The organism is Streptomyces sp. NPDC052910 (genome assembly GCF_055585605.1).
On the sequence record NZ_JBVJJR010000004.1, the window covers coordinates 1 to 25,829 of the forward strand.

Annotated in this window: 20 protein-coding genes and 1 rRNA gene; 14 read left to right on the plus strand and 7 right to left on the minus strand. The window is 74.3% G+C overall.

The features are described from left to right. The 3 genes from rrf to ACZ6X9_RS16335 form a co-directional block, all read left to right on the plus strand. Positions 1–95, plus strand: a 5S ribosomal RNA gene (gene rrf, locus ACZ6X9_RS16325); the annotation flags it as partial. A gap of 245 nt (positions 96–340) precedes the next feature. Next, entirely contained in the window at positions 341–1,540 is a 1,200-nt protein-coding gene (locus ACZ6X9_RS16330; protein WP_469778673.1) for a hypothetical protein, read from the plus strand. Positions 1,541–1,590: 50 nt separating this feature from the next. Next, on the plus strand, positions 1,591–2,565 hold the full coding sequence (locus ACZ6X9_RS16335) for a tetratricopeptide repeat protein (RefSeq protein ID WP_469779164.1): 975 nt from the start codon (positions 1,591–1,593) through the stop codon (positions 2,563–2,565). A gap of 101 nt (positions 2,566–2,666) precedes the next feature. On the opposite strand, the gene ACZ6X9_RS16340 is transcribed toward ACZ6X9_RS16335, so the two are convergent. After that, positions 2,667–3,953, minus strand: a complete 1,287-nt coding sequence (locus ACZ6X9_RS16340) for a DUF1015 family protein (RefSeq protein ID WP_469778674.1) — start codon at positions 3,951–3,953, stop codon at positions 2,667–2,669. 75 nt (positions 3,954–4,028) lie between these two features. On the opposite strand from ACZ6X9_RS16340, the gene ACZ6X9_RS16345 reads away from it, so the two are divergent. Beyond that, a complete protein-coding gene (locus ACZ6X9_RS16345) occupies positions 4,029–5,057 on the plus strand; it encodes an HAD-IIA family hydrolase (protein WP_469778675.1) in 1,029 nt (342 codons plus the stop codon). 111 nt (positions 5,058–5,168) lie between these two features. Here the strand turns inward: ACZ6X9_RS16345 and ACZ6X9_RS16350 are convergent, their stop codons facing one another. Together ACZ6X9_RS16350 and ACZ6X9_RS16355 are read right to left on the minus strand one after the other, a co-directional pair. Continuing rightward, the gene (locus tag ACZ6X9_RS16350; RefSeq protein WP_469778676.1) at positions 5,169–6,002 is read right to left on the minus strand and encodes a siderophore-interacting protein; all 834 of its coding nucleotides are present in this window, start codon (positions 6,000–6,002) and stop codon (positions 5,169–5,171) included. Then, positions 5,999–7,030 carry an ABC transporter substrate-binding protein gene (locus tag ACZ6X9_RS16355; protein WP_469778677.1) on the minus strand — a complete coding sequence of 344 codons (1,032 nt, stop codon included), beginning with the start codon at positions 7,028–7,030 and terminating at the stop codon, positions 5,999–6,001. The genes ACZ6X9_RS16350 and ACZ6X9_RS16355 overlap by 4 nt, the downstream gene beginning before the upstream one ends. A 59-nt stretch (positions 7,031–7,089) precedes the next feature. Between ACZ6X9_RS16355 and ACZ6X9_RS16360 the strand changes: the two genes are divergently transcribed. From ACZ6X9_RS16360 to ACZ6X9_RS16370, 3 genes are all read left to right on the plus strand, one after another. Beyond that, the gene (locus ACZ6X9_RS16360) at positions 7,090–8,136 is read left to right on the plus strand and encodes a FecCD family ABC transporter permease (RefSeq protein ID WP_469779165.1); all 1,047 of its coding nucleotides are present in this window, start codon (positions 7,090–7,092) and stop codon (positions 8,134–8,136) included. After that, a complete protein-coding gene (locus ACZ6X9_RS16365) occupies positions 8,133–9,203 on the plus strand; it encodes a FecCD family ABC transporter permease (RefSeq protein ID WP_469778678.1) in 1,071 nt (356 codons plus the stop codon). The genes ACZ6X9_RS16360 and ACZ6X9_RS16365 overlap by 4 nt, the downstream gene beginning before the upstream one ends. 162 nt (positions 9,204–9,365) lie before the next feature. Then, on the plus strand, positions 9,366–10,283 hold the full coding sequence (locus tag ACZ6X9_RS16370) for an ABC transporter ATP-binding protein (RefSeq protein ID WP_469778679.1): 918 nt from the start codon (positions 9,366–9,368) through the stop codon (positions 10,281–10,283). On the opposite strand, the gene ACZ6X9_RS16375 is transcribed toward ACZ6X9_RS16370, so the two are convergent. Beyond that, positions 10,261–10,608, minus strand: coding sequence for a sterol-binding protein (locus tag ACZ6X9_RS16375; protein ID WP_469778680.1), 348 nt, complete (start codon positions 10,606–10,608; stop codon positions 10,261–10,263). The two genes, ACZ6X9_RS16370 and ACZ6X9_RS16375, sit on opposite strands and share 23 nt — an antisense overlap. Positions 10,609–10,677: 69 nt before the next feature. On the opposite strand from ACZ6X9_RS16375, the gene ACZ6X9_RS16380 reads away from it, so the two are divergent. Genes ACZ6X9_RS16380 through ACZ6X9_RS16390 form a run of 3 tightly spaced genes read left to right on the plus strand, consistent with a single transcriptional unit; the run spans position 10,678 to position 12,765 of the window. Continuing rightward, on the plus strand, positions 10,678–11,001 hold the full coding sequence (locus tag ACZ6X9_RS16380; RefSeq protein ID WP_469778681.1) for a hypothetical protein: 324 nt from the start codon (positions 10,678–10,680) through the stop codon (positions 10,999–11,001). Positions 11,002–11,014: 13 nt separating this feature from the next. After that, the gene (locus ACZ6X9_RS16385) at positions 11,015–11,821 is read left to right on the plus strand and encodes a TlyA family RNA methyltransferase (protein WP_469779166.1); all 807 of its coding nucleotides are present in this window, start codon (positions 11,015–11,017) and stop codon (positions 11,819–11,821) included. Beyond that, positions 11,818–12,765, plus strand: a complete 948-nt coding sequence (locus tag ACZ6X9_RS16390) for an NAD kinase (protein WP_469778682.1) — start codon at positions 11,818–11,820, stop codon at positions 12,763–12,765. The genes ACZ6X9_RS16385 and ACZ6X9_RS16390 overlap by 4 nt, the downstream gene beginning before the upstream one ends. A 265-nt stretch (positions 12,766–13,030) precedes the next feature. Here the strand turns inward: ACZ6X9_RS16390 and ACZ6X9_RS16395 are convergent, their stop codons facing one another. Further along, complete coding sequence (locus ACZ6X9_RS16395) at positions 13,031–14,458, minus strand: S41 family peptidase (RefSeq protein ID WP_469778683.1); 1,428 nt, start codon at positions 14,456–14,458, stop codon at positions 13,031–13,033. Between the two features lie 198 nt (positions 14,459–14,656). On the opposite strand from ACZ6X9_RS16395, the gene recN reads away from it, so the two are divergent. Beyond that, the gene (gene recN, locus ACZ6X9_RS16400) at positions 14,657–16,408 is read left to right on the plus strand and encodes a DNA repair protein RecN (RefSeq protein WP_469778684.1); all 1,752 of its coding nucleotides are present in this window, start codon (positions 14,657–14,659) and stop codon (positions 16,406–16,408) included. A 355-nt stretch (positions 16,409–16,763) separates the two neighbouring features. Continuing rightward, positions 16,764–17,891: a glycosyltransferase family 4 protein gene (locus ACZ6X9_RS16405; protein WP_469778685.1), complete on the plus strand. Its 1,128-nt coding sequence runs from the start codon at positions 16,764–16,766 to the stop codon at positions 17,889–17,891. A gap of 163 nt (positions 17,892–18,054) precedes the next feature. Here the strand turns inward: ACZ6X9_RS16405 and ACZ6X9_RS16410 are convergent, their stop codons facing one another. Then, entirely contained in the window at positions 18,055–19,701 is a 1,647-nt protein-coding gene (locus ACZ6X9_RS16410) for a PucR family transcriptional regulator (protein WP_469778686.1), read from the minus strand. 544 nt (positions 19,702–20,245) lie between these two features. Between ACZ6X9_RS16410 and ACZ6X9_RS16415 the strand changes: the two genes are divergently transcribed. Then, complete coding sequence (locus ACZ6X9_RS16415) at positions 20,246–21,817, plus strand: hypothetical protein (protein ID WP_469778687.1); 1,572 nt, start codon at positions 20,246–20,248, stop codon at positions 21,815–21,817. Between the two features lie 51 nt (positions 21,818–21,868). Here ACZ6X9_RS16415 and ACZ6X9_RS16420 read toward each other — a convergent pair whose 3' ends face one another. Continuing rightward, the gene (locus ACZ6X9_RS16420) at positions 21,869–23,671 is read right to left on the minus strand and encodes a glycoside hydrolase family 15 protein (protein WP_469778688.1); all 1,803 of its coding nucleotides are present in this window, start codon (positions 23,669–23,671) and stop codon (positions 21,869–21,871) included. A 431-nt stretch (positions 23,672–24,102) separates the two neighbouring features. Here ACZ6X9_RS16420 and ACZ6X9_RS16425 point away from each other — a divergent pair, with 431 nt between their 5' ends. Continuing rightward, positions 24,103–25,755 carry a CTP synthase gene (locus ACZ6X9_RS16425; protein WP_469778689.1) on the plus strand — a complete coding sequence of 551 codons (1,653 nt, stop codon included), beginning with the start codon at positions 24,103–24,105 and terminating at the stop codon, positions 25,753–25,755. Positions 25,756–25,829: the final 74 nt, after the last annotated feature.

Consider the following 25,829-nt stretch of genomic DNA (forward strand, 5'->3'; position numbering starts at 1 on the left):
AAACGCCCGGTTACATTCCGAACCCGGAAGCTAAGCCTTTCAGCGCCGATGGTACTGCATGGGGGACCGTGTGGGAGAGTAGGACGCCGCCGAACAATATTTCAAGGACCCTTGGTCCCAGCGTTCACGCTGGGACCAAGGGTCCTTTTGTTTTTGTCGAAGCGCGACCGCCGGGCGGCTGCGCGAGAATGACTGCGGTACCTCAAGACAGGAGTCACGTCGATGTCCACCAACTCTCCCGACGACCGTTCGGGCGGCGACCGCCACGGCGGGCCGCGGGGCGGCTTCCGCCGTGACGACCGTGGCGGTCGTCCCTCCGGCGGCGGCTACGGCCGACGTGATGACGACCGCGGCGGCCACCGCGGTGGTCGCGACGACCGTGGCGGCCGGCCTTCCGGCCCCGGCGGCGGTGGCGGCCGGCCTTCCGGTTCCGGCGGCGGTGGCGGTTACGGCCGCCGCGACGACGACCGCGGCGGTTTCCGTCGGGATGACCGTCGTGACGACCGTGGTCCCCGTCGTGATGACGACCGTGGCGGCTTCCGTCGTGACGAGCGTCCGGCCTTCCGCCGTGACGACCGTCGTGATGACCGTGGCCCCCGCCGGGACGACGACCGCGGTGGTTACCGTGGTGGCCGTGACGACCGTGGCGGCCGGCCTTCCGGTCCCGGCGGCGGTGGCGGTTACGGCCGCCGCGACGACGACCGCGGCGGTTTCCGCCGTGACGAGCGTCGTGACGCCGACCGGCCTTCCTACCGTCGTGATGACCGCCGCGATGACCGCGGTCCCCGTCGCGACGACGACCGTGGCGGCTTCCGTCGCGATGAGCGTCCGGCTTTCCGCCGTGACGACCGGCGCGATGACCGCGGCCCGCGTCGCGACGACGACCGCGGCGGTTTCCGCCGTGACGAGCGTCGTGACGCCGACCGGCCCTCGTACCGCCGTGATGACCGCCGTGACGACCGTGGCCCCCGCCGGGACGACGACCGCGGTGGGTTCCGTCGTGACGAGCGTCCGGCTTTCCGCCGTGACGACCGGCGCGATGACCGCCGTGATGACCGCGGCCCGCGTCGGGATGACGACCGTGGCGGTTTCCGTCGCGATGAGCGTCCGGCTTTCCGCCGTGACGACCGTCGTGATGACCGCGGCCCGCGTCGCGACGACGACCGGGGCGGCTTCCGTCGTGACGAGCGTCCGGCCTTCCGCCGCGACGACCGCCGTGACGACCGGGGTCCGCGTCGTGATGACGACCGCGGTGGGTTCCGTCGTGACGAGCGTCCGGCCTTCCGCCGTGATGACCGCCGTGATGACCGTCGTGACGACCGCCGCGATGACCGTGGTCCCCGTCGGGACGACGACCGTGGCGGGTTCCGCCGTGACGACCGTGGCGGCCGGCCCGCCGGCGGTGGGTACGGGCGTCGGGACGACCGGGACCGTGACCGGCAGGGCGGCGGTGGCTACCGGGGGCGTGACGACCGTGGGCGCGGTGGCTTCGGGCGCCGTGACGACCGGGACCGTGACCGCGTCGAGCGGGAGCCGGTGAAGCGGCTGCCCATCCCCGACGACGTGACCGGCGACGAGATCGACGCGGACGTGCGGCAGGAGCTCATGAGCCTGCCGAAGACGCTCGCCGAGGACGTCGCCCGCAACCTCGTCATGGTGGCCAGGCTGCTCGACGAGGACGCGGAGGGGGCGTACGGCTACTCCCGGGTCGCCCTGCGGCTCGCCTCCCGCGTCGCCGCCGTCCGTGAGGCGGCCGGCTTCGCGTCGTACGCGACCGCCCGCTACTCCGAGGCGCTGGCCGAGTTCCGGGCGGCGCGCCGGATGACCGGTTCCGTCGAGCTGTGGCCCGTGATGGCGGACTGCGAGCGCGGCATGGGCCGTCCGGAGCGGGCGCTGGCCATGGCCGGTGAGCCCGAGGTGCAGAAGCTCGACAAGGCCGGCCAGGTGGAGATGCGCCTGGTGGCCGCCGGTGCCCGCAAGGACATGGGGCAGGCCGAGGCCGCCGTCGTGACGCTGCAGAGCCCCGAGCTGGCCTCGAACTCCGTCCAGCCCTGGACGGCCCGGCTGCGGTACGCCTACGCCGACGCGCTGCTCGACGTCGGTCGCGAGGCCGAGGCGCGCGAGTGGTTCGCCAAGGCCCTCGAGGCCGATCAGGGTGGCACGACCAACGCCTCCGACCGGCTCGCCGAGCTCGACGGTGTCGAGTTCACCGACGTCCTGGCGGACGTCGAGGAGGCGGAGGACACCAAGGACGCCGAGGACGCGGTGATCGAGGCCGCCGACGAGACCGACGAGGCCCCTGAGACCGACGAGGCCCCTGAGACCGACGAGGCCGAGGCGGGCGACGTGGCCGAGGAAGCCGGTGCCGAGGTGGCCGAGGGTGGCTCCGAGGCGCCGGTGGAGAAGGCTGCCGAGAAGGCTCAGGCGACCGAGAAGGCCGAGTCGGCTGAGAAGGCCGACGCCGCCGAAAAGGCCGAGTCGGCTGAGAAGGCCGACGCCGCCGAGAAGGCCGAGTCGGCCGAGAAGGCCGGCGAGGGGTCCGTCGAGGGTGGCGACGCGCGCTGATGCGCTGAGCCGCTCGTGCGAACGGCGGTGGGGTGGAACCCGTACGGGTTCCACCCCACCGCCGTTTCGCGTTCGCCGCCGGTTCGGTCCGAGCCGTCGGCTCAGTCCAGGGTGAGGCTGCGCAGGACCAGGCCCGTCGCCGGCTTGGGGCCGAAGGAGGTCGACTTGCGGGGCATCGTCACGCCCTGGGCGGCGAGCTCGTGGACCACCTCCTCGCGGACGGGGTGCATGAGGACGGCCGTGCCGCCGTGGCGCTCCGCCTGTTCGACGGCCGCGGCCGTGTCGTGGATGTAGCCGATGTGCTCGGGATCGTCGCTGACCCGCCACACGTGCTCCAGCAGCACCGAGTGCAGCACGGTGGCGTCGAGCTCGCGCCATGCCCGCGGGCGGTCGGCGGGGACCGTACGGGCCAGCAGGTCCGGGTCCGGGCGGTCCAGGAGGTGGTAGCGGCCGTCGCCGGCGAGCAGGAAGGCGTTGCCGTGCTCGTCGGCCGCCGTCGCCTCGGCCAGCGCCTCGAGAGCCGCCGGCAGCGTGACGTCCAGGGCGCGGACGCGGAAGGCGCCCGCCACGGCGGCCAGCGCGTCCGTGACCGGCAGGCGGTGCAGGAGGCGGTGGATCGCCCTGACCCGCAGCGGGTAGCGGGCGGTGTCCACGAGCAGGACGAGGCCGAAGTCCCAGGGGCCCGGCGCCGGCTGTTCGGCACGCAGCCGCTGGTAGGTGGCCCAGCGGTGGTGTCCGTCGGCGATCAGGGCCCGGTGGTGCGAGAGGTCGTCCCCGATGCGGGTCAGGTCCTCGGGGTCCGTGACGGACCAGAGGCGGTGGGCGAAGCCGTCGTCGGTCGTGGTGGAGAGGAGGGGCGCGGTGCCGGTGACGCGTTCGATGACGGCGGCGGCGCCGGTGGCGGTGCCGTCGCTCCGGTAGGCGAAGAGCAGCGGTTCCAGGTTGGCTCCGGTGTCCCGCATCAGGGCGGCGCGGTCCTCGACGACGTGCGGCATGACGTCCTCGTGGGGGAGGACGACGCCTTCCTCGCGGGGTGTGAGACGCAGGGCGCCGATGAGGCCGCGCTGGAGTATGCCGTCGCCGCGCTGCTCGTAGACGTAGAGCGCGGGCTCCGGGTCCGGGGCCAGGATGCGCTCCTCCTGCCAGCGGCGGAGGGTGTCGGCGGCCCTGCGGTGCCGGTCGGCGGCCGTGGCGGCCTGCGGGAGGATCAGCCGGACGATGTTGTGCGGATCGGCGGTCTCCAGGTGGCGCAGCCCGTCCGGCCGCACGACGACGTCGTACGGTGGCGAGGTCACGGCCGCGAGGCTGCCCACCCGTTCGGGTACGTAGCGCAGACCTCGGAAGGGGGCGAGTCGGAGGCCGTGCCCCGCGGGATCCGGATTGCTCATCAGTAAATGTTATGCCTCCTGGTCGGATGAGCAATGATCGAGACAGAGACGAACAGCACAAGGAGCGAACTCCGTATGAACGAGAGCGTCCGGACCCGGCCCGCCGGCAGCGAGCGACCGCTGAGCGAGGCCTATGACACCGCCCTGCTGGATCTCGACGGCGTGGTCTACGCCGGTGGCGAGGCCATCCCGCACGCCGTCGCGTCGCTGGAGGCGGCGCGGAAGGGCGGGATGCACCTGGCGTACGTGACGAACAACGCGGCCCGGACGCCCGAGACGGTGGCGGGACACCTGACCGAGCTCGGGATCCCCGCCGAGCCGGGGGATGTGATCAACTCCGCGCAGGCGGTGTCCCGGCTGATAGCGGAACAGCTTCCGGCCGGGTCTCGGGTGCTGGTGATCGGTGCCGAAGGGCTGCGGGTGGCGTTGCGCGAGCGTGGGCTGGTGCCGGTGGAGTCGGTCGATGACGATCCGGCGGCCGTCGCTCAGGGGTACGGCGGGCCCGACATGCCGTGGTCGCGGCTGATGGAGGCGTCGTACGCGGTGGCGCGTGGGCTGCCCTGGTTCGCGTCCAACACGGATCTGACGATCCCGAGCGGGCGGGGGATCGCGCCGGGGAACGGCGCGGCCGTGGAGGTCGTGAAGATCGCTACGGGCCGGACGCCGCAGGTGGCGGGGAAGCCGTTGCCTCCGATGCACCGGGAGACGGTGTTGCGGACGGGGGCCGAGCGGCCGCTTGTGGTCGGGGACCGGCTCGATACGGACATCGAGGGGGCGTTCGCGGGGGGTGTCGACTCGTTGCTGGTGCTGACCGGGGTGACCACGGCCGCTGAGGTACTGGCCGCCCGGCCGGAGCATCGGGCCACTTATGTCGCCGAGGATCTGCGGGGGCTGTTGGAGGGGCAGCCCTCCGTCTCCGAGGGAGACGGGGGATTCCGGTGTGGGGGGTGGACCGCCGCCGTGCGGGACGGGGTGTTCGTCCTCGACGGTGAGGGGGAGCGCATCGACGGGCTGCGGGCGTTGTGCGCCGCGGCGTGGGCGGATGCCGGGGAGGGCGTCTGTGGTGCGGACGCGGGGGGTGCGCTGGGCCGCTTGGGCTGGTAGAGGTGCCCCGGTCCCTCCGGTCCCTCCCTTTCGCCGTTTCCCGGGGCTTCGCCCCGGGCCCCGGGAAACGGCTTCGCCGTCTGCCCTCAAACGCCGGACAGGCTGAACATGTCAGGCCAGTTCGTCCAGGAGTTGTTCCTCCGTCTTCCCCCGGCGCCAGTAGCCCGTGAACGTGATCCGCTTGCGGTCGATGCCCCGGTCGTTGACCAGGTGGCGGCGGAGGGTGCGGATCGTGCCCGCCTCGCCTGCCAGCCAGGCGTAGGGGGTGCCGGTGGGGAGGCCGGCCGTGCGGACGGCTTCGGTGAGCGGGGTGTCGGTGTCGCGGATCAGCCAGGTGATGTCGGCGTTCGCGGCCGTCGGCAGGGGCTGGATGTCGTCCTCGTGGGGGACCTCGATCCAGACCCGGGCCGGCAGGTTGGGCGGCAGCCACGCGAGGATGCCGGCCACCGCCGGGAGGGCGGACTCGTCGGCGGTGATCAGGGTCCAGTCGGTGCCGGGCGGCGGGCGGTAGTCGGCGCCGCCGTTGTCGTGCACGACCGGGGCGAGGATCGCGGCGCGGTCGCCCGGGCGGGCGGTGCGGGACCAGAGGGAGGCGGGGCCGCTGTGGGCGGCGTCGCCGTGCTGGACGAAGTCGACATCCAGTTCCGTCGTGCCGTCCGGGAGGGGGCGGAGGGTACGGATCGTGTAGGTGCGCATGACGGCCCGTTCCGCCGGGTCCTGGGCTCGCCAGCGGGCGTACCAGCCCTCGTCCAGGGGCTCCGGGAGGAGCGGCGCGTCCTGGCCGGGGCGCGGCAGGAAGAGCTTGAAGCGCTGGTCGCGGCCGTCGGTGACGAGGTCGCCGAGGCGGTCGCCGCCGAAGGTGACGCGGATCAGGGCGGTGCCGATCCGCTCGGTGCGCAGGACGTGGACGTCGAAGAAGCCGTAGGGGAGGGCGGGACCGGTCACAGCTTCTTCGCCTTCTCGATGGCGGTGGTGAGGGATTCCAGGAGCGGTGCGCAACCCGCGTAGGAGAAGCGGGGCTCGCTGAGCCAGGGGCTGACCTGGCCGGCCTCGACGGCGGGGAGCTTGGCCCAGGTGGGCTTGGCGGAAAGGTCCTTGGGCTGGAGGGCGGAGGTGCGGCTGTCCAGGAGGATCAGGTCGGCCTCGTACTTGTCGGCGTTCTCCCAACTGAGGCTCTCGAAGTAGCCGCCCTTGTCGAGCTTCCGGGGGACGACGAAGTCCACGCCGAGCTCGCGGAAGTACATCAGGTCGGCGTTGACGGCCGGGTTGGAGACGTAGAAGAGGTCGGCGCTGCCGGAGGCGGCCATGACCTTGATCCGGTGGGACTTGGCGGTCCGGCGCAGGGTCTCGGCGGCCTTCTCGAAGCGGGCCTTGGCGTCGGTGACCTTCTTCGCCTTGAGGTCGGCGCCGAGGGAGGCGGCCAGTTCGGCGTAGCGCTCGATGGGCTTGAGCATGGAGACGCGGGCGGAGGTGAGGCCGACGCTGGGGGCCAGGCCGAGGATCTTGTCCTTGCTGTCGTCGGGCACGTACCAGAGGGCGCCCGGCTCGAACATGTTGGTGACCAGGAGATCCGGGTCGAGGCTCGCGTACTTCTCCACGCTGAACTCGCCCCAGGTGTTGCCGAGCACCTTCACCTTGGCGACGTCGAGGTCGCCGGCCTGCGGGTCGGGCTTGCCGTTCTTCAGCGTGGTCGGGCCGAAGACGCCGACGCACTCGACACCGAAGTCGTGGAGGGCGGCGGCCGTGCCGGTGAAGGCGACGATGCGCCGGGGGGTGCGGTCGGCCTTGACGGTGGTGCCGCGGTCGTCCTTGAAGGTCCAAGGGCCGCTCTTGCCGGAGTGGTTGGCCGACGGGGAACCGGAGGAGTCCTTGGAGCCGCCGCCGCACGCGGTGAGCAGGGCGCCCAGCCCGAGGGCGCCACCGGCCGAGAGGAGGCCACGTCGGGACAGTACGGTGGTGCGGGTCGAGCTCATGGGGTGGTGCTTCTCTCGGTGAGGGGCGATGTTGAGGGTAGGCTAACCTAACCCACGTGTTGGCCGTCGACTCCCCCCACGTACCACCGGGCACCTCCCCCGAGGCCCCGCCCCGCCGCGACGCCGTGCGCGCCCTGGGGCTGCCGGCCGCCGCCGGCCTCCTGCTGGCCGTCGTCGTGGCGTCGATCGCCGTCGGCGCCAAGCAGGTTGCCCCGGACCAGGTCTGGCACGGGCTGTTCCACTACACCGGGAGCGAGACGGACGTCGTCGTCCGGGACCTGCGCGTCCCCCGCACCCTGCTGGGCGTCCTCGCCGGGGCCGCGCTCGGCCTCGCCGGGACCGTCATGCAGGCCCTGACCCGCAACCCGCTCGCCGATCCCGGGCTGTTCGGCATCAGCGCGGGGGCCGCCGCGGCCGTCGTGTCCGGCATCAGCTTCCTCGGCGTCACCTCGCTCACCGGCTACGTGTGGTTCGCGTTCCTCGGCGCGGCCGTCGTCTCCGTCGTCGTCCACGTGCTCGGCGGCAGCCGGAGCGCCACCCCGGTCCGGCTCGCCCTCGCGGGCACCGCCGTCACCGCCGTCCTCAACGGCTATGTGTACGCGGTGGAACTGACGGACTCGGCCGCGCTGGACCGGATGCGGTTCTGGACGGTCGGCTCGCTGGCGTCCGCCAACGCGACGCTCGTCGGGCAGGTCGCGCCGTTCGTCGCCGCGGGCATCGTGCTCGCCCTCGTCCTGGCCCGGCCGCTCAACGCCATGTCACTCGGCGACGACCAGGCGCGGGCGCTCGGCACCCGGCCGGCCGTCACCCGGGTGCTCGGCCTGGCCGCCGTCACCCTGCTGTGCGGCGCGGCGACGGCCGCCTGCGGGCCCATCGTCTTCGTGGGGCTGATGGTGCCCCACATGGTCCGCTCCTTCACCGGGCCCGACCTGCGCTGGGTGCTGCCCTACGCGGCGCTCCTCGCGCCCGTGCTGCTGCTCGGCACGGACATCCTCGGGCGGATCGTCGCCCGCCCCTCCGAACTCCAGGTCGGCATCGTCACCGCGCTCGTCGGCGGGCCCCTGTTCATCCGCCTCATCCGGCGCCGGCGAACGGCCGGGCTGTGAGCGCGCGACGCCGGGCCGCTCCCGGACGACCGAGGACGGCGAACGTCGTCCGTACCCCCGGCGGGCTGTCCGTGCGGGTCGCGCCCCGCGCGGTGCTCGTCGTGCTGCTCCTGGCCGCCGCCGCGCTGGCCGCGTCCGTCGCCCTGATCGGCACCGGCGACTACCCGCTGTCGCCCGCCGAGGTCGTCCGTACGCTGACCGGCGGCGGCACCCCCGCGCAGGAGTTCATCGTCGACGACCTGCGGCTGCCCCGCGTCCTCGTCGCCCTGCTCGTCGGCGCGGCGCTGGCAGTGGCCGGCGCGGTCTTCCAGTCCGTCTCCCGCAACCCGCTGGGCAGCCCGGACGTGCTCGGCATCGCCCAGGGGTCGACCGTCGGGGCGCTGTCGGTCATCGTCCTGTCCCAGGGCACGCCGACCGCCGTCTCCGGCGGGGCGCTGGCCGGCGGGCTGCTCGCCGGTGCGGCCATCTACCTGCTCGCGTGGCAGAAGGGCGTGCACGGGCAGCGGTTCGTCCTGGTCGGCATCGCCATGACCGCCATCCTCACGTCCGTCGTCGGCTATCTGCTGACGCAGGCGGACCTCAACGACGCCACGCGCGCCACGACGTGGATGGTCGGCTCCCTCAACGGGCGCGACTGGGACCAGGTGTGGCCGCTGCTCGCCGTCTGCGCCGTGCTGGTGCCCGTCATCCTCAGCCAGGGCCGCGCCTTGCGCATGCTGGAGATGGGTGACGACACGGCGTACGCGCTCGGCGTGCCGGTCGAGCGGACGCGGCTGGTCTCGCTGGCCGCGGCCGTGCTGCTGACGGCCGCGGCCACGGCCGCCGCCGGGCCCATCGCCTTCGTCGCCCTCTCCGCTCCTCAGGTCGCCCGCCGCCTCACCGGCTCCCCGGGCCCCTGCCTCACCGCCGCCGCCTGCACCGGCGCGGCCCTGCTCGTCACCGCCGACTGGGCGTCGCAGCACCTCTTCGGCGCCGACCGACTGCCCGTCGGCGTCCTCACCGGCATGCTCGGCGGCTGCTACCTGCTGTGGCTGCTGCACGCGGAGCGGCGGGCGGGGCGGGGATGACGGGCCGGGACGGGACGGCGGCGGGAGCCGGACGGTGGCGGGAGCGGGACGGTGGCGGGGGACGAGGATGACGGTGGAAGACGAGGACGACGGCGGCGGGCCGGAGGCCGGCCGGGACACGCGACGGCGCACACGAACACGTACGGACAAGGAGACCACCCCATGAGCCGACTGCAGGCCGAATCCGTCACCCTCGCCTATGACCGGCGGGTCATCGCGGAAGACCTCTCCGTCGCGATCCCCGACCACTCCTTCACCGTCATCGTCGGTCCCAACGCCTGCGGCAAGTCCACGCTGCTGCGCGCCCTCTCCCGGATGCTCAAGCCGGCGGCCGGGGCCGTGCTCCTGGACGGCCAGGCCATCGGCTCGTACCCGGCCAAGAAGGTGGCGCGGACCCTCGGCCTGCTGCCGCAGTCGTCCGTGGCGCCCGACGGGATCACCGTCGCCGACCTCGTCGCCCGCGGCCGGTACCCGCACCAGGGGCTGCTGCGCCAGTGGTCGGCCGAGGACGAGCGGATCGTTTGGGAGTCGATGGAGGCCACCCGGGTCGCCGGGCTCGCCGACCGGCACGTCGACGAACTCTCCGGCGGCCAGCGGCAGCGCGTGTGGATCGCCATGGCCCTCGCCCAGCGGACCCCGCTGCTGCTCCTGGACGAGCCGACCACCTACCTCGACATCCAGCACCAGATCGAGGTCCTCGACCTCTGCGCCGAACTGCACGAGGAGCAGGGCCGTACGCTCGTCGCCGTCCTGCACGACCTCAACCACGCCGCTCGCTACGCCACCCACCTGATCGCCATGCGGGACGGGAAGGTCGTCGCCGAGGGCGCGCCCAACGACATCGTCACGTCCGAGCTGGTGGAGCGGGTCTTCGGGCTGAGCTGCCAGATCATCGACGACCCGCAGACCGGCACGCCCCTCGTCGTACCGGCCGCCCGGCAGGCGCGCCGGGGGCGGAAGGAACCCGGTACGGCCGGCGTGACGAGTGCGGCGGATGCGTCGGGTGTGGCGGCTGTCGCGGAGGAGGCCGGGAGCGGGACCGAGGCCGTGGCCGCGGCTACAGGACCGAGCGCAGCCTGAGGACGTCGACCAGACCGGCCTTGAGCCTCACCCGGCCGCTCGCCCAGGCGCGCGCGAAGTTCAGCCGGCCGTCGACCAGGGCGACCAGGTCGTCGCCGGTCATCTCCAGCCCGATCTCGGCCCGCCGCTCGGGCACACCCGGCACCGCCCGCACCTCCTTGAGGTGACCCTCGCGCAGATGCCCCACGAAGGTGACGTCCAGGTCGGTCACGTGGCAGCTCAGCGAACGGTCGAGCATCGCGGCGCCGCGGAGCCTCTCGTCCGCGCCCGCGAGGTTCCCCGCCAGTCTGTCCAGTGCGCTGCGGCACTCCTCGATGGTCGCCATTGCCCTGGACGGTACACCGCGCGGAGGCGAAGACCGGAGAAGCGGCCGGGGCGGGGTAGCGTCGGGGGCATGAGCGAAGAGGCCGTGACCGACGAGGCCGTGACCGGCGGGGTGACGACGGAGGAGACCCGGGGGGCCGGGGAGAGCGAGGCGGTCCGGGAGGCGGTGGAGCCCGCCGGGCCGCGGCCGCTCGGTGTCGACCGCACCCCCACCGGGCACCCCGGCGTGGACGTCCACCTGGCCCGGCTCGCGGACGCCGACCACCTCGCCGCGGACGGTCACCTGGCCGTGTACGAGGATGTACACCAGGGCCTGCGGTCCGCGCTCGCCGCCCTCGACGAGCGCCCCGACCGACCGCCGGTCCCCACGCGTCCGAACGACAACAGGAGCTGAACCGCCCGTGGGAGTGACCCGCCGCCGCCTCGACGCCGAGCTGGTGCGCCGCAAGCTGGCCCGTTCCCGCGAGCACGCGAGCCAGTTGATCGCCGCGGGCCGTGTGACCGTCGGCGGCGCGACGGCGACCAAACCCGCCACCCAGGTCGAGACCGGCGCCGCGCTCGTCGTCACCCAGGACGACAGCGACCCCGACTACGTCTCGCGCGGCGGCCACAAGCTCGCCGGCGCGCTCGCCGCGTTCGTCCCGCGCGGGCTGGTCGTCGAAGGGCGGCGCGCGCTCGACGCCGGGGCCTCGACCGGTGGTTTCACCGACGTCCTGCTGCGCGCGGGCGCCGCGCACGTCGTCGCCGTCGACGTCGGTTACGGGCAGCTCGCCTGGTCGCTGCAGAGCGACGAGCGGGTCACCGTGATGGACCGCACCAACGTCCGCGAGCTGACGCCCGAGCAGCTCGGCGGGGAACTCGTCGACCTGGTCGTCGGCGACCTGTCGTTCATCCCGCTGGGACTGGTCCTGCCCGCCCTGGTGGGCTGCACCGCGCCCGGCGCCGACCTGGTGATGATGGTCAAGCCGCAGTTCGAGGTCGGCAAGGAGCGGCTCGGCAGCGGCGGTGTCGTCCGCAGCCCCGAGCTGCGCGCCGAGGCGGTGCGCGAGGTCGCCCGCCGCGCGGCCGGACTGGGCCTCGGCGTTCTCGGCGTCACCGCCAGCCCGCTGCCCGGTCCCTCCGGCAACGTCGAGTACTTTCTGTGGCTGCGCGCCGGTGCGCCCGAACTGGACCCGGCGGACGTTGACCGTGCAGTGGCGGAGGGGCCTCGGTGACCACTACAGAAGCGACATCGGAGACATCCGGGACGGGTCGGGGGGACGGCCGGACGGTCTTCCTGCTCGCGCACACCGGCCGGCCGGCCGCCGTGCGCAGTGCCGAGCTCGTCGTCCAAGGGCTGCTGCGCTGCGGCATCGGGGTGCGGGTCCTCGCCGAGGAGGCCGCCGACCTGCCGCTGCCGCCCTCCGTCGAACGCGTCGAGACCGGTCCGGAGCGGCCGGACGTGCTGGACGGGTGTGAGCTCATCGTCGTCCTCGGCGGCGACGGGACACTGCTGCGCGGCGCCGAGTTCGCCCGCAGTTCCGGGGTGCCCATGCTGGGCGTCAACCTGGGCCGGGTCGGCTTCCTCGCCGAGGCCGAACGGGACGACCTCGACAAGGTCGTGGACCGGGTCGTGACACGGGAGTACGAGGTCGAGGAGCGGATGACCCTCGACGTGCTCGTGCGGACGGACGGGCACGTCGTCCACGCCGACTGGGCGCTCAACGAGGCGTCCGTGGAGAAGGCGGCGCGGGAGCGGCTGCTCGAAGTCGTCACCGAGGTGGACGGACGGCCTGTCTCGCGGTTCGGCGGGGACGGGGTGGTGTGTGCCACTCCGACCGGGTCCACCGCCTATGCCTTCTCGGCCGGGGGGCCTGTGGTGTGGCCCGAGGTCGAGGCGTTGCTCATGGTGCCGATCAGCGCTCACGCGCTGTTCGCCAAACCGCTGGTGACGGCGCCGGATTCGGTGCTGGCGGTGGAGGTGCAGCCGCAGACGCCCAACGGGGTGCTGTGGTGTGACGGGCGGCGGAGTGTGGAGCTGCCGGCGGGGGCTCGGGTGGAGGTGCGGCGGGGGGCCGTGCCGGTGCGGTTGGCGCGGCTGCATCACGCTTCGTTTACTGATCGGTTGGTGGCGAAGTTCGCTCTGCCGGTTGCCGGGTGGCGGGGGGCGCCGCACTGAGTGCGGCGGTGGGGGTGCCCCTGTCCCGCCCCTTCGCCGTTTCCTGGGGGCTTCGCCCCCAGCCCCCCGTGATCGCGGCTTCGCCGCTCGTCCTCAAACTCCCCCAGAGGGGGCACCCCCAACCGGCTGATCCAGCCGGTTGGGGGTGCCCCCTCTGGGGGAGTTTGAGGACTGGGGGTACCCCCTCTGGGGGAGCCCGAAGGGCGCTTCGGGGGTGCGGGGGCTCGCCCCTGCAAGAAACGGGAAGGGGCGGGGCTGGGGACCCTCACCCCGCCGGCAGCCGCCGCGCCCGCTCCAGCGCCGAGTCGCGGTGTGCCGCGAACTCCTCCTCCGTGAAGACCGGCGTCCGGATCGTCGGCGGGATGCCCGTCACGTCGTACGTCCGCCGGTCACCCGGACGCATGAATTCCTCGTTCGGGAGACCGAACGTCCAACCGTTCGGAAGCCTGCGCTCCAGGACGTCCGAGAAGACGCCCTGGGTGTTCTCGCCGATGCGGACGGGCGCGGGGGAGCGGCCCATCAGGGCCTGGGTGAAGGTCTCGCCGGCGCTGATGGTGAGGCGGCCGGTGAGGACGGCGACGGGGCCGGTGTGGCGGGAGGAGCCGGAGGCGGGGGTGACCCGTACGGGGACGGGCGGAGTGAACTTCCGGGGGTTCTCGGGGTCGTTCCGGGCGTGTTTCAGGTAGGCCGTGTACGGGCGGTCGGTGAGGCGCTCGGCGATGCGGATGCCGAGGCGGTCCGAGCCGCCCCCGTTGAAGCGGAGGTCGAGGATCAGCCCGCGCGGGGCGTGGGCGAGGACGTCGTCCAGGGCCCGGTCCAGTTCGGCCTCGTCCGCCTTCGGGCCGCCCGTCGCGGCGAACCGGGTGAAGCGGGTGATCCGCAGGTACCCCGTGCCGTCGGGGAGGACGGCGTACGAGAGCGCGCCCCGCGCCCGGGTCCGCAGCGGTACGCCGACGGCCTCGGCGACGGCCTTGTCCATCCGGGCCATGGACTCCGGCGTGGGCAGCGTCGTGTCCGCCCGGTGGCCGCCGAAGCGCTTGTCCTTGCTCACCACGAGGCTGGTGTGCCCGTCGTGCAGCGGCTCGATCATGCGCCGGAGGACGTCGAACAGCTCGTCGTCCGTGGTGTGGGCCGTGACCCGGGGGCGGAAGCGGTCGCCCACCGCCTTCCAGTCCACCCCGTGGGCCTTGAAGAACGGGTAGTTCTCGGCGTACGTCCGCCAGAAGACGTCGAAGACGCGGCGCGGGTCGGGCCGGCCGCCCTCGCCCGGCTTCGGGCCGGCCGTGCAGTCGGCGGGCAGCGCTCCGGCGCGGCGCAGGGTGATGTGGCCGACGCTCCCGTCGTAGGCGAGGCGCGCGCGGGCGCGGCCGGCGGGGTCGATCGTCAGGCCCGCGCCCTCCGCGTCGGTGAACCGGCCGGAGCCGTTCCCCTTCGCCTCCAGCAGCCCGGGCAGGCAGCTCACCGCCGTGGTGTCGAAGGTCCGCAGGCGGCGGCCCCCGCCCTCGACGGAGACCAGCGTGCCGTAGCCGTCCGTCCGCCACACGCCGTCCGGGACACCGGTCGGCGCGCCGGCCGGCCGGCTTCCGGCGGTGGCCGCCCCGGTGGTGGCCGCCCCGGTGGTCAGGGCGACGGCCGTGGCGAGGAGGAGGGCGGTGGCGGTGCGGCGGCGCCGGGTGCCGAGGCGTTCGGTCATGCCCCCAGCCTGGCGGGGGCGGGGCAGCCGGGCCATGCGGCGGCCACCCCGGAGGGAGTGGGGTTGTCCCCAGGGGCGGGCCGGGGGTTTCCCCGGATTCCGTGTGAGAGGTCCCCGAGGCCTTCCCCCCAGGGCTTCTCCGGTCCTTTCGACACGGCCCGTGGGGGCGGCCGTCGCGAGGGGGCCCCGGAACCTCGTATGGTCGTATCCGTGTTGGAGGAGATGCGGATCCGGTCCTTGGGCGTCATTGACGACGCGGTGGTCGAGCTGTCACCAGGTTTCACGGCGGTGACCGGCGAGACCGGGGCCGGCAAGACCATGGTCGTGACCAGCCTCGGGCTGCTGCTCGGCGGCCGGGCCGACCCGGCGCTCGTACGCGTCGGTGCGAAGGCGGCGGTGGTCGAGGGGCGGATCGTCGTCGACCGCGCGTCCCCCGCCGCCGTGCGCGCCGAGGAGGCGGGCGCCGAGCTGGACGACGGGGCGCTGCTCGTCAGCCGCACGCTGTCCGCCGAGGGCCGCTCCCGCGCCCACGTCGGCGGGCGCGGCGTGCCCGTCGGGCTGCTCGGCGAGCTCGCCGACGACCTCGTCGCCGTGCACGGCCAGACCGACCAGCAGGGGCTGCTCCGCCCGGCCCGGCAGCGCGCCGCGCTCGACCGGTACGCGGGGGACGCGGTGGCCGCGCCGCTCGCCAAGTACACCGACGCCTACCGGCGGCTGCGGGCCGTCGCCGCCGAGCTCGACGAGCTGACCACCCGGGCTCGCGAGCGCGCCCAGGAGGCGGACCTGCTGCGCTTCGGCCTGGACGAGATCGCCGCCGTGGAGCCGGTGGCCGGCGAGGACGCCGAACTCGCCGCCGAGGCCGAGCGGCTGGGCCACGCCGAGTCCCTCGCCTCCGCCGCCACCGCCGCGCACGCCGCCCTGGCCGGCGACCCCGAGGACCCGGAGGGCGTGGACGCCGCCTCGCTCGTCGCCGGCGCCCACCGGGCGCTGGAGGCCGTCCGCTCCCACGATCCGGCACTGGCCGCCCTCGCCGACCGGGCGGGCGAGCTCGGCATCCTGCTCCGCGACGTGGCCGGCGAGCTCGCCGGATACGCCTCCGACCTCGACGCCGACCCGCGGCGGCTCGCCGCCGTCGAGGAGCGCCGGGCCGCCCTCGCCCACCTCACGCGGAAGTACGGCGAGGACGTCACCGCCGTCCTCGCCTGGGCCGAGCGCAGCGCCGCCCGCCTGGGCGAACTGGAGGGCGACGACGACCGGATCTCCGAGCTCACCGCCGAACGCGACGCCCTGCGGGACGAACTCGGCGCCCTCGCCCGGCAACTGACCGACGCCCGCGCGGAGGCGGCGGAGCGGTTCGCGGAAGCCGTCACGGAGGAGCTCGCGCAGTTGGCGATGCCGCACGCGCGCGTCTCGTTCGCCGTCCGGCAGAACGAGGTCGCCGACGCGGACGCCGGCATCGAGGTCGGCGGACGCGCCGTCGCGTACGGGCCGCACGGCGCCGACGAGGTCGAGCTGCTGCTGGCCCCGCACCCCGGCGCCCATCCGCGGCCCATCGCCAAGGGCGCCTCCGGCGGTGAACTGTCGCGCGTCATGCTCGCCGTGGAAGTCGTCTTCGCGGGCTCCGACCCGGTGCCCACCTACCTCTTCGACGAGGTCGACGCGGGCATCGGCGGCCGGGCCGCCGTCGAGGTCGGCCGCCGCCTGGCCCGGCTCGCCCGGACCGCGCAGGTCGTCGTCGTCACCCACCTCCCGCAGGTGGCCGCCTTCGCCGACCGGCACCTGGTGGTCGAGAAGACCCACGACGGGCTGGTGACCCGCAGCGGGGTGCAGGCCCTGGAGGGGGAGGACCGGATCCGCGAACTCTCGCGCATGCTGGCCGGGCAGGAGGACTCACGGCTCGCCCGGGCCCACGCGGAAGAGCTGTTGGAGGCGGCGCGGGCGGGGCGGTGAGGCGCTCGGGGCCGGGCGACCGGCGCCGGTCGCCCGTGACCGAGGCCCCGGGTCCGGAGTGCGCGGTCCGGGGGAGCGTCGCGTGTCCGGGAGAGGGAGCGAAACGGGCAGGAGGTAACAGGCCGGTGCTTTCGCCGGTGTCGGGCGACCTCGGGGCCAACGGCTCGTAATCCCCAAACCGGGTGAATCCGCAGATGTGCGGGCGGGACAGGGCGGGCCGTACGCGGAGCGGTGGTGCCCGGACGACGGTGGCGGCTGGCATCCTGGGCACGGCACCGCGCCGTTGCCGCTCCTCCCGTACGACGCCGATCCCGCCGTTCCCCGCCGGTCCCGCCGAACCAGGAGTCACTCCCGCGTGAGCAGTTCATCCGGCACGTCCCCCGGCCGGCCCGCCCCGCACGCCGTCCAGGTGCTGGGCGGCGGCAGCGCGGGCAGCGGCGCCCATGTGCGGTCGCTGGCCGCCGGCCTCGTCGCGCGGGGCCTCCGGGTGACGGTGTGCGCGACCGGGGGGACCGAGGAACGGTACGGATTCACCGGGGCCGGCGCGTCGTTCGCGCCCCTGCCGGACGGGACCGACGCGCTCCTCGTCGCCGGGATCCGGGCGGCGAGCGCCGACGCGGACGTGGTCCACGCGCACGGTCTGCGGTGGGGTGTCCTCGCCGCGCTGGCCCTGCACGGGCGCCCGACACCGCTGGTGGTCACCTGGCACCGGCGCGTCCGCGCGGCGGGGGCCCGCGCCCACGTCGTACGGCTGATGGAGCGGCGGGCCGTACGGACCGCCGCCGTCGTGCTCGGCGCCACGCCGGACCTGGTGGACCAGGCGCGGCTGCGCGGGGCGCGGGACGCGCGGCTGACCCCCGTGGCGTTCCCCGGGCCGCGGGCCGCGGCCCCCGCCGTCCCGGAGCCGGACGGTGACGTCCCGCGGGACAAGGTACTCGCCGAACTCGGCGTGCTCGGGCGGCCGTTGCTCCTCGCCGTCGGACGGCTCGAACCGGACCAGGGGTACGGGCCGCTGCTCGACGCCGCCCGTTCCTGGCGGCGGCTCGACCCCGAGCCGCTGCTCGTCGTCGCCGGCGAGGGTACCGAGCGGCCGGCGCTCCAGCGGCGGATCGAGGACGAGGGGCTGCCCGTACGGCTCGTCGGGCGACGGGACGACGTGCCGCAACTGGTGGCCGCTGCGGATGCGGTGATCCTGCCCAGCCGGTGGGAGGGGCGGTCGCTGCTGGCGCAGGAGGCTTTCCGGGCGGGGGTGCCGTTGGTGGCCACGTCGGTGGGCGGGGTGCCCGATCTTGTCGGGGACGCGGCGGAGCTCGTCCCTTACGGGGACGGGGAGGCGTTGGCGCTTGCCGTGTCGCGGGTGCTGGGGGATGCGGGGCGGCGGGCGGAGCTTGTCGCCGCTGGGCGGCGGATGGGGGCGGGGTGGCCTTCGGAGGATGACGCGGTCGCTCATGTGCTCAGCGTGTACGACGAGTTGTGGGGGTGAGGGCGCCCCGGTCCCTCCCCCGGAGGGGGGCACCCCCATTCGCCGTTTCCTGGGGCTGCGCCCCAGACCCCCTTTTCGCGGCTTTGCCGCTCGTCCTCAAACTCCCCCAGAGGGGGGCACCCCCAACGGGCTGGACAGCCCGCCCGGGGGGTGCGGGGCGCCCTCACCCCACCAGCCGCCGTCCCCGCAGCGCCACCCCCAGCGCCAGCCGCGCCTCCGGCTCGTCCGGATCCGTCCCGAGCAGCGACGCGATCCGCGCCAGCCGGTCGTAGAGCGTCTGCCGGTTGACGTGCAGCTCCCGAGCCGTCTCCGCCTTGCGGCCCGCGTGGCGGAGGTACGTCTCCAGGGTGGGGAGCAAGGGGGTGCGGGCGGTGGCGTCGTGGGCGAGGAGGGGGCCGATGACGCGGTCGACGAAGGACGCGAGGCCGTCGCCACCACGCAGGCGGGAGAGCAGCAGGTCGACGTCGAGGGCGCGGGCGTCGTACCAGGGGCGGTCCGGCAGGCCGGCCGCGGCCGTCGCCGCCTCGGCGGCGTGCCGGAGGGCGGCCCCGGCGGTGGTCCAGTCGGCCGGCGCGCCCACGACGACGACCGGCGGCCGGGCGTGCGCCCGCCGCGCTCCGGCGCGCAGGGCGGCGGCCAGCCGGTCGGCGACCGCGGGGCGGTCGGCGGCGTCCCGGAGACCCGCCAGGAGGGGGATCCGGCCCTCCGGCAGATGGACGCCGAGCAGGACGGGCACCCCCACGGCGGCCAGCTCCTCCCGCACCGCGCAGGTCAGGGCTGCCGGGGCGGCGTCCCGGCCGGGGCCCGCCGGGACGCCGAGGACGACCGGCAGCAGCGGGCCGGGGCCGGGCCGGAAGCCGAGGACGCGGGCCAGGGCCGGGGCGTCGGCCGGGTCGAGCCGGCCCTCGGCGAGGTCGGTGAGGAAGTCGCCGCGCCCCCGGGCCGCCAGTTCCTCCTCCTGGCGGGCCTGGAGGAGGACGACGGCCAGCAGGCCCGCCGTCCGGTCGGCGGCGGCCCGGTGCACCGGCGCCAGAGGCGCGTGGACCGGGAGGACGGACAGCCGCGCGCGCGGGCCGGCGGGCCGCTGCCCGGGGACGTCCACGGTGACCCGCCCGGCCAGGTCCGCGTGGCGCAGGCCGTCCCACACCTGGAGCGGTCCGGCGGCGCCCGGCGGCGCCGGATCGGGTCCCGTCGCGTAGAGGAGCCGCCCTTCGGCGGTCTCCAGGAAGACCGGGTTGGCGGTGAACTCCGCCAGCAGCCGCAGCACTTCGGACGCTCCGCCGCCGTCCAGCAGCGCCTCCGTGCACCGCCGGTGCAGGCCGTCCGCGCGCCGCAGCAGCGCGTAGTGCGCGTTGACCAGTTCGGTGTGCACCTCCTCGGTGACCGCGACGAACGGGACCTCGCGGTGCAGTTGGACGAGCGGCAGCCCGGCCGCGCGGGCCGTGTCCACCACGGCGGCGGGCAGCGCGGGCAGCCGCGCGCCGAGCTCCACCACCAGGGCCGCGATGTCCCGGTCCGCCAAGGTGCGGACGAAGGCGCGCTGTTCGGCCGGACGGCTGCCCAGGCCCAGGCCCGTGGTCAGCAGCAGTTCGCCGCCCTTGAGGAGCGCCGCGATGTGCGGGGCCTCGCCGGCGTGCACCCAGCGCACCGGACGGTCCAGGCGGTCGGCGGCGGCCAGCACCTCGGGCAGTCCCCGGCGCAGGGCCGGCAGCTCCAGGGCGCGGGCGACGGTGACGGTGCTCCCGGGCGTCCCGGGCGTCCCGGGCGTCTCCGGGGTCCCGGGCATCGGTATCGGCGGCTGGGCGTGCATGACGTGAACCTACGGGACGGGGGCGGGCTCCGGGAGGCCGTGAGGGTGTCGCGCGGGCGTGGCCGTACGAGGCGGTCGCCGTCCCGTGCGTGTCCCGGACGGGGACGGGAACGGGGTCCGGGCGACCGCGGGAACGTCCCCCGGGCATGGCGGGAAGGGGGGCGGCCACCACCCCGCGCGTGTCCTGGACGCGCCGGCGCGTTGGCGGGCACCGGGTCGCGTGCGCGAAGCACCGCGCCCCCCGGGCGAGCCGGAGCGCTGCCCCTCCCGCGCGCCGCACGGGCGCACCCCGGCCGGCCGCGTCCCCCGCCCGCGACGTGGGGGAGCGGCGCTCCGGCGCTCGCGCCCCGCGCCCGGACCGCGCGCGGCGGGGGCGCCTCGGCGGGCGGCGTCTCACGCCGCGCCCCCGCCCCCGCGCGTAGCAGAAGTGCCCGAGCGCCCGCGGGACTTGCCGCATAGTCGGCGCCACTGCACCGGCCGCGTGATAGGCAGGGTGACCCGGATCCGGCGACGGCCGGTCGAGCCAGGACCTCGGGGGACGACGATGCAGCCACTCTACGTTTTCGACGCCGAAGTCAGCGCCCTTCCGGGCGCGGACCCCTTCCCGCTGGTACGCGAGCACGTGGGCGTCTGGCTGAGCGGCCCGGCGGGTGACGGGCCCGCCGTGGCCGAGCTGACGGCCGCCGGCGGGCCCCGCCCGCTGCACGGCGGCCGGACGGTCGAGTGGGCCGTCGAGGGGCCGCCGGACGCGACGGCCGTGCGGGTCACCGTGACCCAGCCGCTCGACGGGGACGTCGGCCGGTTCGTCACCCGGATCACCGTCTCCTCCGTCGCGGGCCGGGTCGGGCTGCGGGTCGTGATGGGCCGCGAGGTCGACGGGGGGTGGATCGCGCCCGTCCAGGACCCGCTGCTGCGCCGGCCCGGGCTGTTGCGGACGGTCGCCGCCGACGAGGCGCTCCGTCTGCACGTCCTCGGGCAGCGGGTGACCGGGCGGTACGAGCGGATCCGGGAGACGGCGGAGACCGCCGTGCTCGCGGAGTCGCTGGCCGGCCGCGCCCGGCTGCCCACCCTGCTGCTGCACCCCCGGGAGGACGCCGCCTGGACCGCCGCGCGGCAGGCGGCCGGCGAACTGATCGGCCTGGCCCAGGTCGTCACCCTCAACTACGGCACGTCCCGGGAGCTGCGCCGGCTGCTGCCGGAGGCCGCCGTGCCGGACGGCGGCGCCCGGCTGGTGTGGCCGCTGCCGGCGGCGGTCCACCCCGCGTACGCGCGCGCCGAGGTCGCCGACCCCGCCACCCGCCTCCGCTGGCTGCGCACCCTGGGCGAACTCGCCGTCGTCGCCCGCGGATCCGACCGCGGCTGGGAGGTCGCGCGCCGGGCCGCCCGGGGCACCGCCGCGCGGAACGCCGCCGAACGTCTCGCGGCGGCCCGCGCGACCGGCGACGTCGCCCGGCAACTCGACGTCTACGAGGAACGGGTGGCCCGGCTGGAGGCCGACGTCGCCTTCTGGGAGGGCGAGGCCCAGGCGCTCACCACCCGGCTGGAGGCCGCCGGGGACGCCGACGCCGCCCGCCGGGAGGCCGAGTACTGGAGGGACCTTTACATGCGGGAGGTGAAACGCGGCGACGCCAAGGCCGGGGAGCCCGCGGACCCCTGGGAGGAGGTGCCCGAGCTGGACCCGGCCGACCCGGCGGCCACCTACCGGGCCCTGGAGGAGGCCGCCGACCACCGGATCGTGTTCACGGCCGGCGCGGAACGGTCCTGGCGGACGTCCGGCTACCCCCACCCGGACGAGATGACCCAGCAGTTGATCACGCTCGCCAAGGCCGCGGTCGACCTCTACGACCAGCCGAACGGGCGGCCCGAGAAGATGCCCCGCATCACCCACTGGTTCAAGGAGCAGCACGGGCTGACGGTGGCGACCAGCGACCTCACCATCAAGAAGGACCGCAGACTGCGCTACTTCTCCTTCGACGGGGACGAGCGACGCGACGGCCTGCCGCATGTGAAGGTGCGCGACGCCACGTCCCACAACGAGGTGGGCCGGATCCACTTCGCGTTCGACCACGACAGGCGGCGGCTGATCGTGGACCACGTGGGAGTGAAGAAGTACTGATCCCCCGCCACAGGTCCGGGCGGGCCCGCCGGCCCGCCCGTCCGTCCGGTGTCAGCCGCCGAAGGCGCTCGACGCCGTCAGCCGCAGCGCGGTGTCGATCAGCGGGACGTGGCTGAACGCCTGCGGGAAGTTGCCGACCTGCCGCTTCAAATGCGGGTCCCACTCCTCGGCGAGCAGGCCGAGGTCGTTGCGGAGGGCCAGCAGCTTCTCGAAGAGCTGCCGCGCCTCGTCCACCCGGCCGATCATCGCCAGGTCGTCGGCGAGCCAGAACGAGCAGGCCAGGAAGGCCCCTTCGTCACCCTCCAGCCCGTCCACGCCCGCGTGCTCGCCGGCCGTCGGGTAGCGCAGGACGAAGCCGTCGGGGGTGGACAGCTCGCGCTGGATCGCCTCGATGGTGCCGATGACGCGCTTGTCGTCCGGCGGCAGGAAGCCCATCTGCGGAATCAGCAGCAGCGAGGCGTCCAGCTCCTTGGAGCCGTAGGACTGCGTGAACGTGTTGCGTTCCTTGTCGTAGCCCTTCTCGCACACGTCCCGGTGGATGTCGTCGCGCAGCTCGCGCCAGCGCTCCAGCGGGCCGTCCACGTCACCGGACTCGATGAGCTTGATGGTGCGGTCCACCGCCACCCAGGCCATCACCTTGGAGTGGACGAAGTGCCGGCGCGGGCCGCGGACCTCCCAGATGCCCTCGTCGGGCTCGTTCCAGTGGTCCTCCAGGTAGCCGATCAGCCGCAACTGGAGGAGCGAGGCGTAGTCGTTGCGGGCCAGGCCCGTCATGTGCGCCAGGTGCAGCGCCTCGGTGACCTCGCCGTAGACGTCGAGCTGGAGCTGGCCGGCCGCGCCGTTGCCCACCCGGACCGGCCGCGAGTTCTCGTACCCCGGCAGCCAGGACAGCTCGGCCTCGCTCAGCTCCCGCTCGCCCGCGATCCCGTACATGATCTGGAGGTTCTCGGGGTCGCCGGCGACGGCCCGCAGCAGCCACTCGCGCCAGGCGCGGGCCTCCTCGCGGTAACCGGTGCGCAGCAGCGACGACAGGGTGATCGCGGCGTCCCGCAGCCAGGTGAAGCGGTAGTCCCAGTTGCGGACGCCGCCGATCTCCTCCGGCAGGGACGTGGTGGGGGCGGCGACGATGCCGCCGGTGGGCGCGTAGGTCAGCGCCTTGAGCGTGATCAGCGAGCGGACGACGGCGTCCCGGTAGGGGCCGTGGTACGTACAGTGCTCGACCCACTCGCGCCAGAAGTCCTCGGTGGCCTCCAGCGCCCCCTCCGGGTCCGGCAGCGCCGGCGGGCCGCTGTGCGAGGGCTGCCAACTGATGGTGAAGGCCACCCGCTCGCCGGGCGAGACGGTGAAGTCGGAGTAGGTGGTGAGGTCCTTGCCGAAGGTGTCGGCGGTGGTGTCCAGCCAGACCGAGTCGGGACCCGCGACGGCCACCGTGCGGTCACCGACCTTGTGCACCCAGGGCACCACCCGCCCGTAGGAGAACCGCATCCGCAGCGCGGAGCGCATCGGCACCCGGCCGCTGACGCCCTCGACGATCCGGATCAACTGCGGCGCCCCGTCGCGCGGGGGCATGAAGTCGATGATCCGGACGGTCCCGCGGGCGGTGTCCCACTCGGACTCCAGGACCAGGGAGTCGCCCCGGTAACGGCGGCGGTCGGCCCGCGGCGGCGCCGCCCCCGAGGGGTGCGCGGGGCCGATCCGCCAGTAGCCGTGTTCCTCTGTTCCCAGCAGCCCGGCGAACGCCGCGTGGGAATCGAACCGCGGTAGGCACAGCCAGTCGGCCGTGCCGTCCCGGCAGACCAGGGCGGCGGTCTGCATGTCGCCGATGAGTGCGTAATCCTCGATACGCCCGGCCACGTCATCTCCAGTCGAACGGCATCGTGACCCCAAGGGGGCCTCTGGCGGTCAAGCGATCTTCGACGAGCTCATGTTCCGGAAGGGGTGGGTGCACACCTCCCAGCGGTGGCTGGGGCTCAGGGGTGCCGTGCCGGCCGGCTCGCTCCGTGTGTCCGTGCAGGATACGACGCCGAGTTGGGCGACGCGCGACGGTTGGCCGGGGAATCTGTGCCGAATGGGTGGCCCGGGACACGTGGTCCGCGCGCCGGTGACACACGGTCCGCGAGCCCGTCGCGCCGCGTCACCGGCGGCGCCCGCCCCGGGGCGCTGATACCCTGGTACCCCGTGGACCGGTGGGCGCAAGACCCCTCGACCGCAGCGACGGCACCCCCGCAAAGACGCCGGGTGAGCGCCGGTACGCACCTCCACCTCGCGACCACGGGAGACCCCCTTTGGCCATTGCCGCTAAGCCCACGACGACCAAGCACCTCTTCGTCACCGGGGGTGTCGCCTCCTCGCTCGGCAAGGGGCTGACCGCCTCCAGCCTGGGTGCGCTGCTCAAGGCCCGGGGTCTGCGCGTGACGATGCAGAAGCTCGACCCGTACCTGAACGTCGACCCGGGCACGATGAACCCGTTCCAGCACGGCGAGGTGTTCGTCACCAACGACGGCGCCGAGACCGACCTGGACATCGGCCACTACGAGCGCTTCCTCGACGTCGACCTCGACGGCTCGGCCAACGTCACCACCGGCCAGGTGTACTCCTCCGTGATCGCCAAGGAGCGGCGCGGCGAGTACCTGGGCGACACCGTGCAGGTCATCCCGCACATCACCAACGAGATCAAGCACCGCATCCGGCGGATGGCGACCGAGGACGTCGACGTCGTCATCACCGAGGTCGGCGGCACGGTCGGCGACATCGAGTCGCTGCCGTTCCTGGAGACCGTGCGCCAGGTCCGGCACGAGGTCGGCCGCGACAACGTGTTCGTGGTGCACATCTCGCTGCTGCCCTACATCGGCCCCTCCGGCGAGCTGAAGACCAAGCCCACCCAGCACTCGGTGGCCGCGCTCCGCAACATCGGCATCCAGCCCGACGCCATCGTGCTGCGCGCCGACCGCGAGGTGCCGACCGCCATCAAGCGCAAGATCTCGCTGATGTGCGACGTCGACGAGGACGCGGTGGTCGCCGCCATCGACGCCAAGTCGATCTACGACATCCCGAAGGTGCTGCACGCCGAGGGCCTGGACGCCTACGTCGTCCGCAAGCTCGACCTGCCGTTCCGCGACGTGGACTGGGCGCAGTGGGACGACCTGCTGGACCGCGTCCACAAGCCGGACCACGAGGTCACCGTCGCGCTCGTCGGCAAGTACATCGACCTGCCGGACGCCTACCTCTCGGTCACGGAAGCCATCCGAGCGGGTGGCTTCGCCAACCGTGCGCGGGTGAAGATCAAATGGGTGACGTCGGACGACTGCGTCACCCCCGCCGGTGCCAAGCAGCAGCTCTCCGACGTGGACGCGATCTGCATCCCGGGCGGCTTCGGCGACCGCGGCGTCAACGGCAAGGTCGGCGCCATCACCTTCGCCCGTGAGAACAAGATCCCGCTGCTGGGCCTCTGCCTGGGCCTGCAGTGCGTGGTCATCGAGGCCGCCCGCAACCTGGCCGGCATCACGGACGCCAACTCCACCGAGTTCGACCCGGCGACCGCCCACCCGGTGATCTCCACCATGGCCGAGCAGATGGACATCGTCGCCGGCGAGGGCGACATGGGCGGAACGATGCGCCTGGGCATGTACCCGGCCAAGCTCGCCGAGGGCTCGATCGTCCGTGAGGTCTACGACGACCAGCCGTACGTCGAGGAGCGCCACCGCCACCGGTACGAGGTCAACAACGCGTACCGCGCGGAGCTGGAGAAGAAGGCGAACATCGTCTTCTCCGGCACCTCCCCGGACAACAAGCTGGTCGAGTACGTCGAGTACCCGCGCGAGATCCACCCGTACCTCGTCGCCACCCAGGCCCACCCCGAGCTGCGCTCCCGGCCGACCCGGCCGCACCCGCTGTTCGCCGGTCTGGTGAAGGCCGCCGTTCGGCGTCAGCAGGGCTGATCTGTACGGTTGACCGGGGTGAGCCCCTCCTTCCGGGAGGGTCTCACCCCGGTTTTTGTGTTTCCGGAATTCTG

Bases quoted from the DNA above. Each gene is read 5' to 3' on its own strand.
- ACZ6X9_RS16330 (WP_469778673.1), top strand. From the start codon at position 341: ATGACGACCGCGGCGGCCACCGCGGTGGTCGCGACGACCGTGGCGGCC.
- ACZ6X9_RS16340 (WP_469778674.1), bottom strand. From the start codon at position 3,953: ATGAGCAATCCGGATCCCGCGGGGCACGGCCTCCGACTCGCCCCCTTC.
- ACZ6X9_RS16345 (WP_469778675.1), top strand. From the start codon at position 4,029: ATGAACGAGAGCGTCCGGACCCGGCCCGCCGGCAGCGAGCGACCGCTG.
- ACZ6X9_RS16355 (WP_469778677.1), bottom strand. From the start codon at position 7,030: ATGAGCTCGACCCGCACCACCGTACTGTCCCGACGTGGCCTCCTCTCG.
- ACZ6X9_RS16370 (WP_469778679.1), top strand. From the start codon at position 9,366: ATGAGCCGACTGCAGGCCGAATCCGTCACCCTCGCCTATGACCGGCGG.
- ACZ6X9_RS16375 (WP_469778680.1), bottom strand. From the start codon at position 10,608: ATGGCGACCATCGAGGAGTGCCGCAGCGCACTGGACAGACTGGCGGGG.
- ACZ6X9_RS16380 (WP_469778681.1), top strand. From the start codon at position 10,678: ATGAGCGAAGAGGCCGTGACCGACGAGGCCGTGACCGGCGGGGTGACG.
- ACZ6X9_RS16395 (WP_469778683.1), bottom strand. From the start codon at position 14,458: ATGACCGAACGCCTCGGCACCCGGCGCCGCCGCACCGCCACCGCCCTC.
- recN (WP_469778684.1), top strand. From the start codon at position 14,657: ATGGTCGTATCCGTGTTGGAGGAGATGCGGATCCGGTCCTTGGGCGTC.
- ACZ6X9_RS16410 (WP_469778686.1), bottom strand. From the start codon at position 19,701: ATGCACGCCCAGCCGCCGATACCGATGCCCGGGACCCCGGAGACGCCC.
- ACZ6X9_RS16415 (WP_469778687.1), top strand. From the start codon at position 20,246: ATGCAGCCACTCTACGTTTTCGACGCCGAAGTCAGCGCCCTTCCGGGC.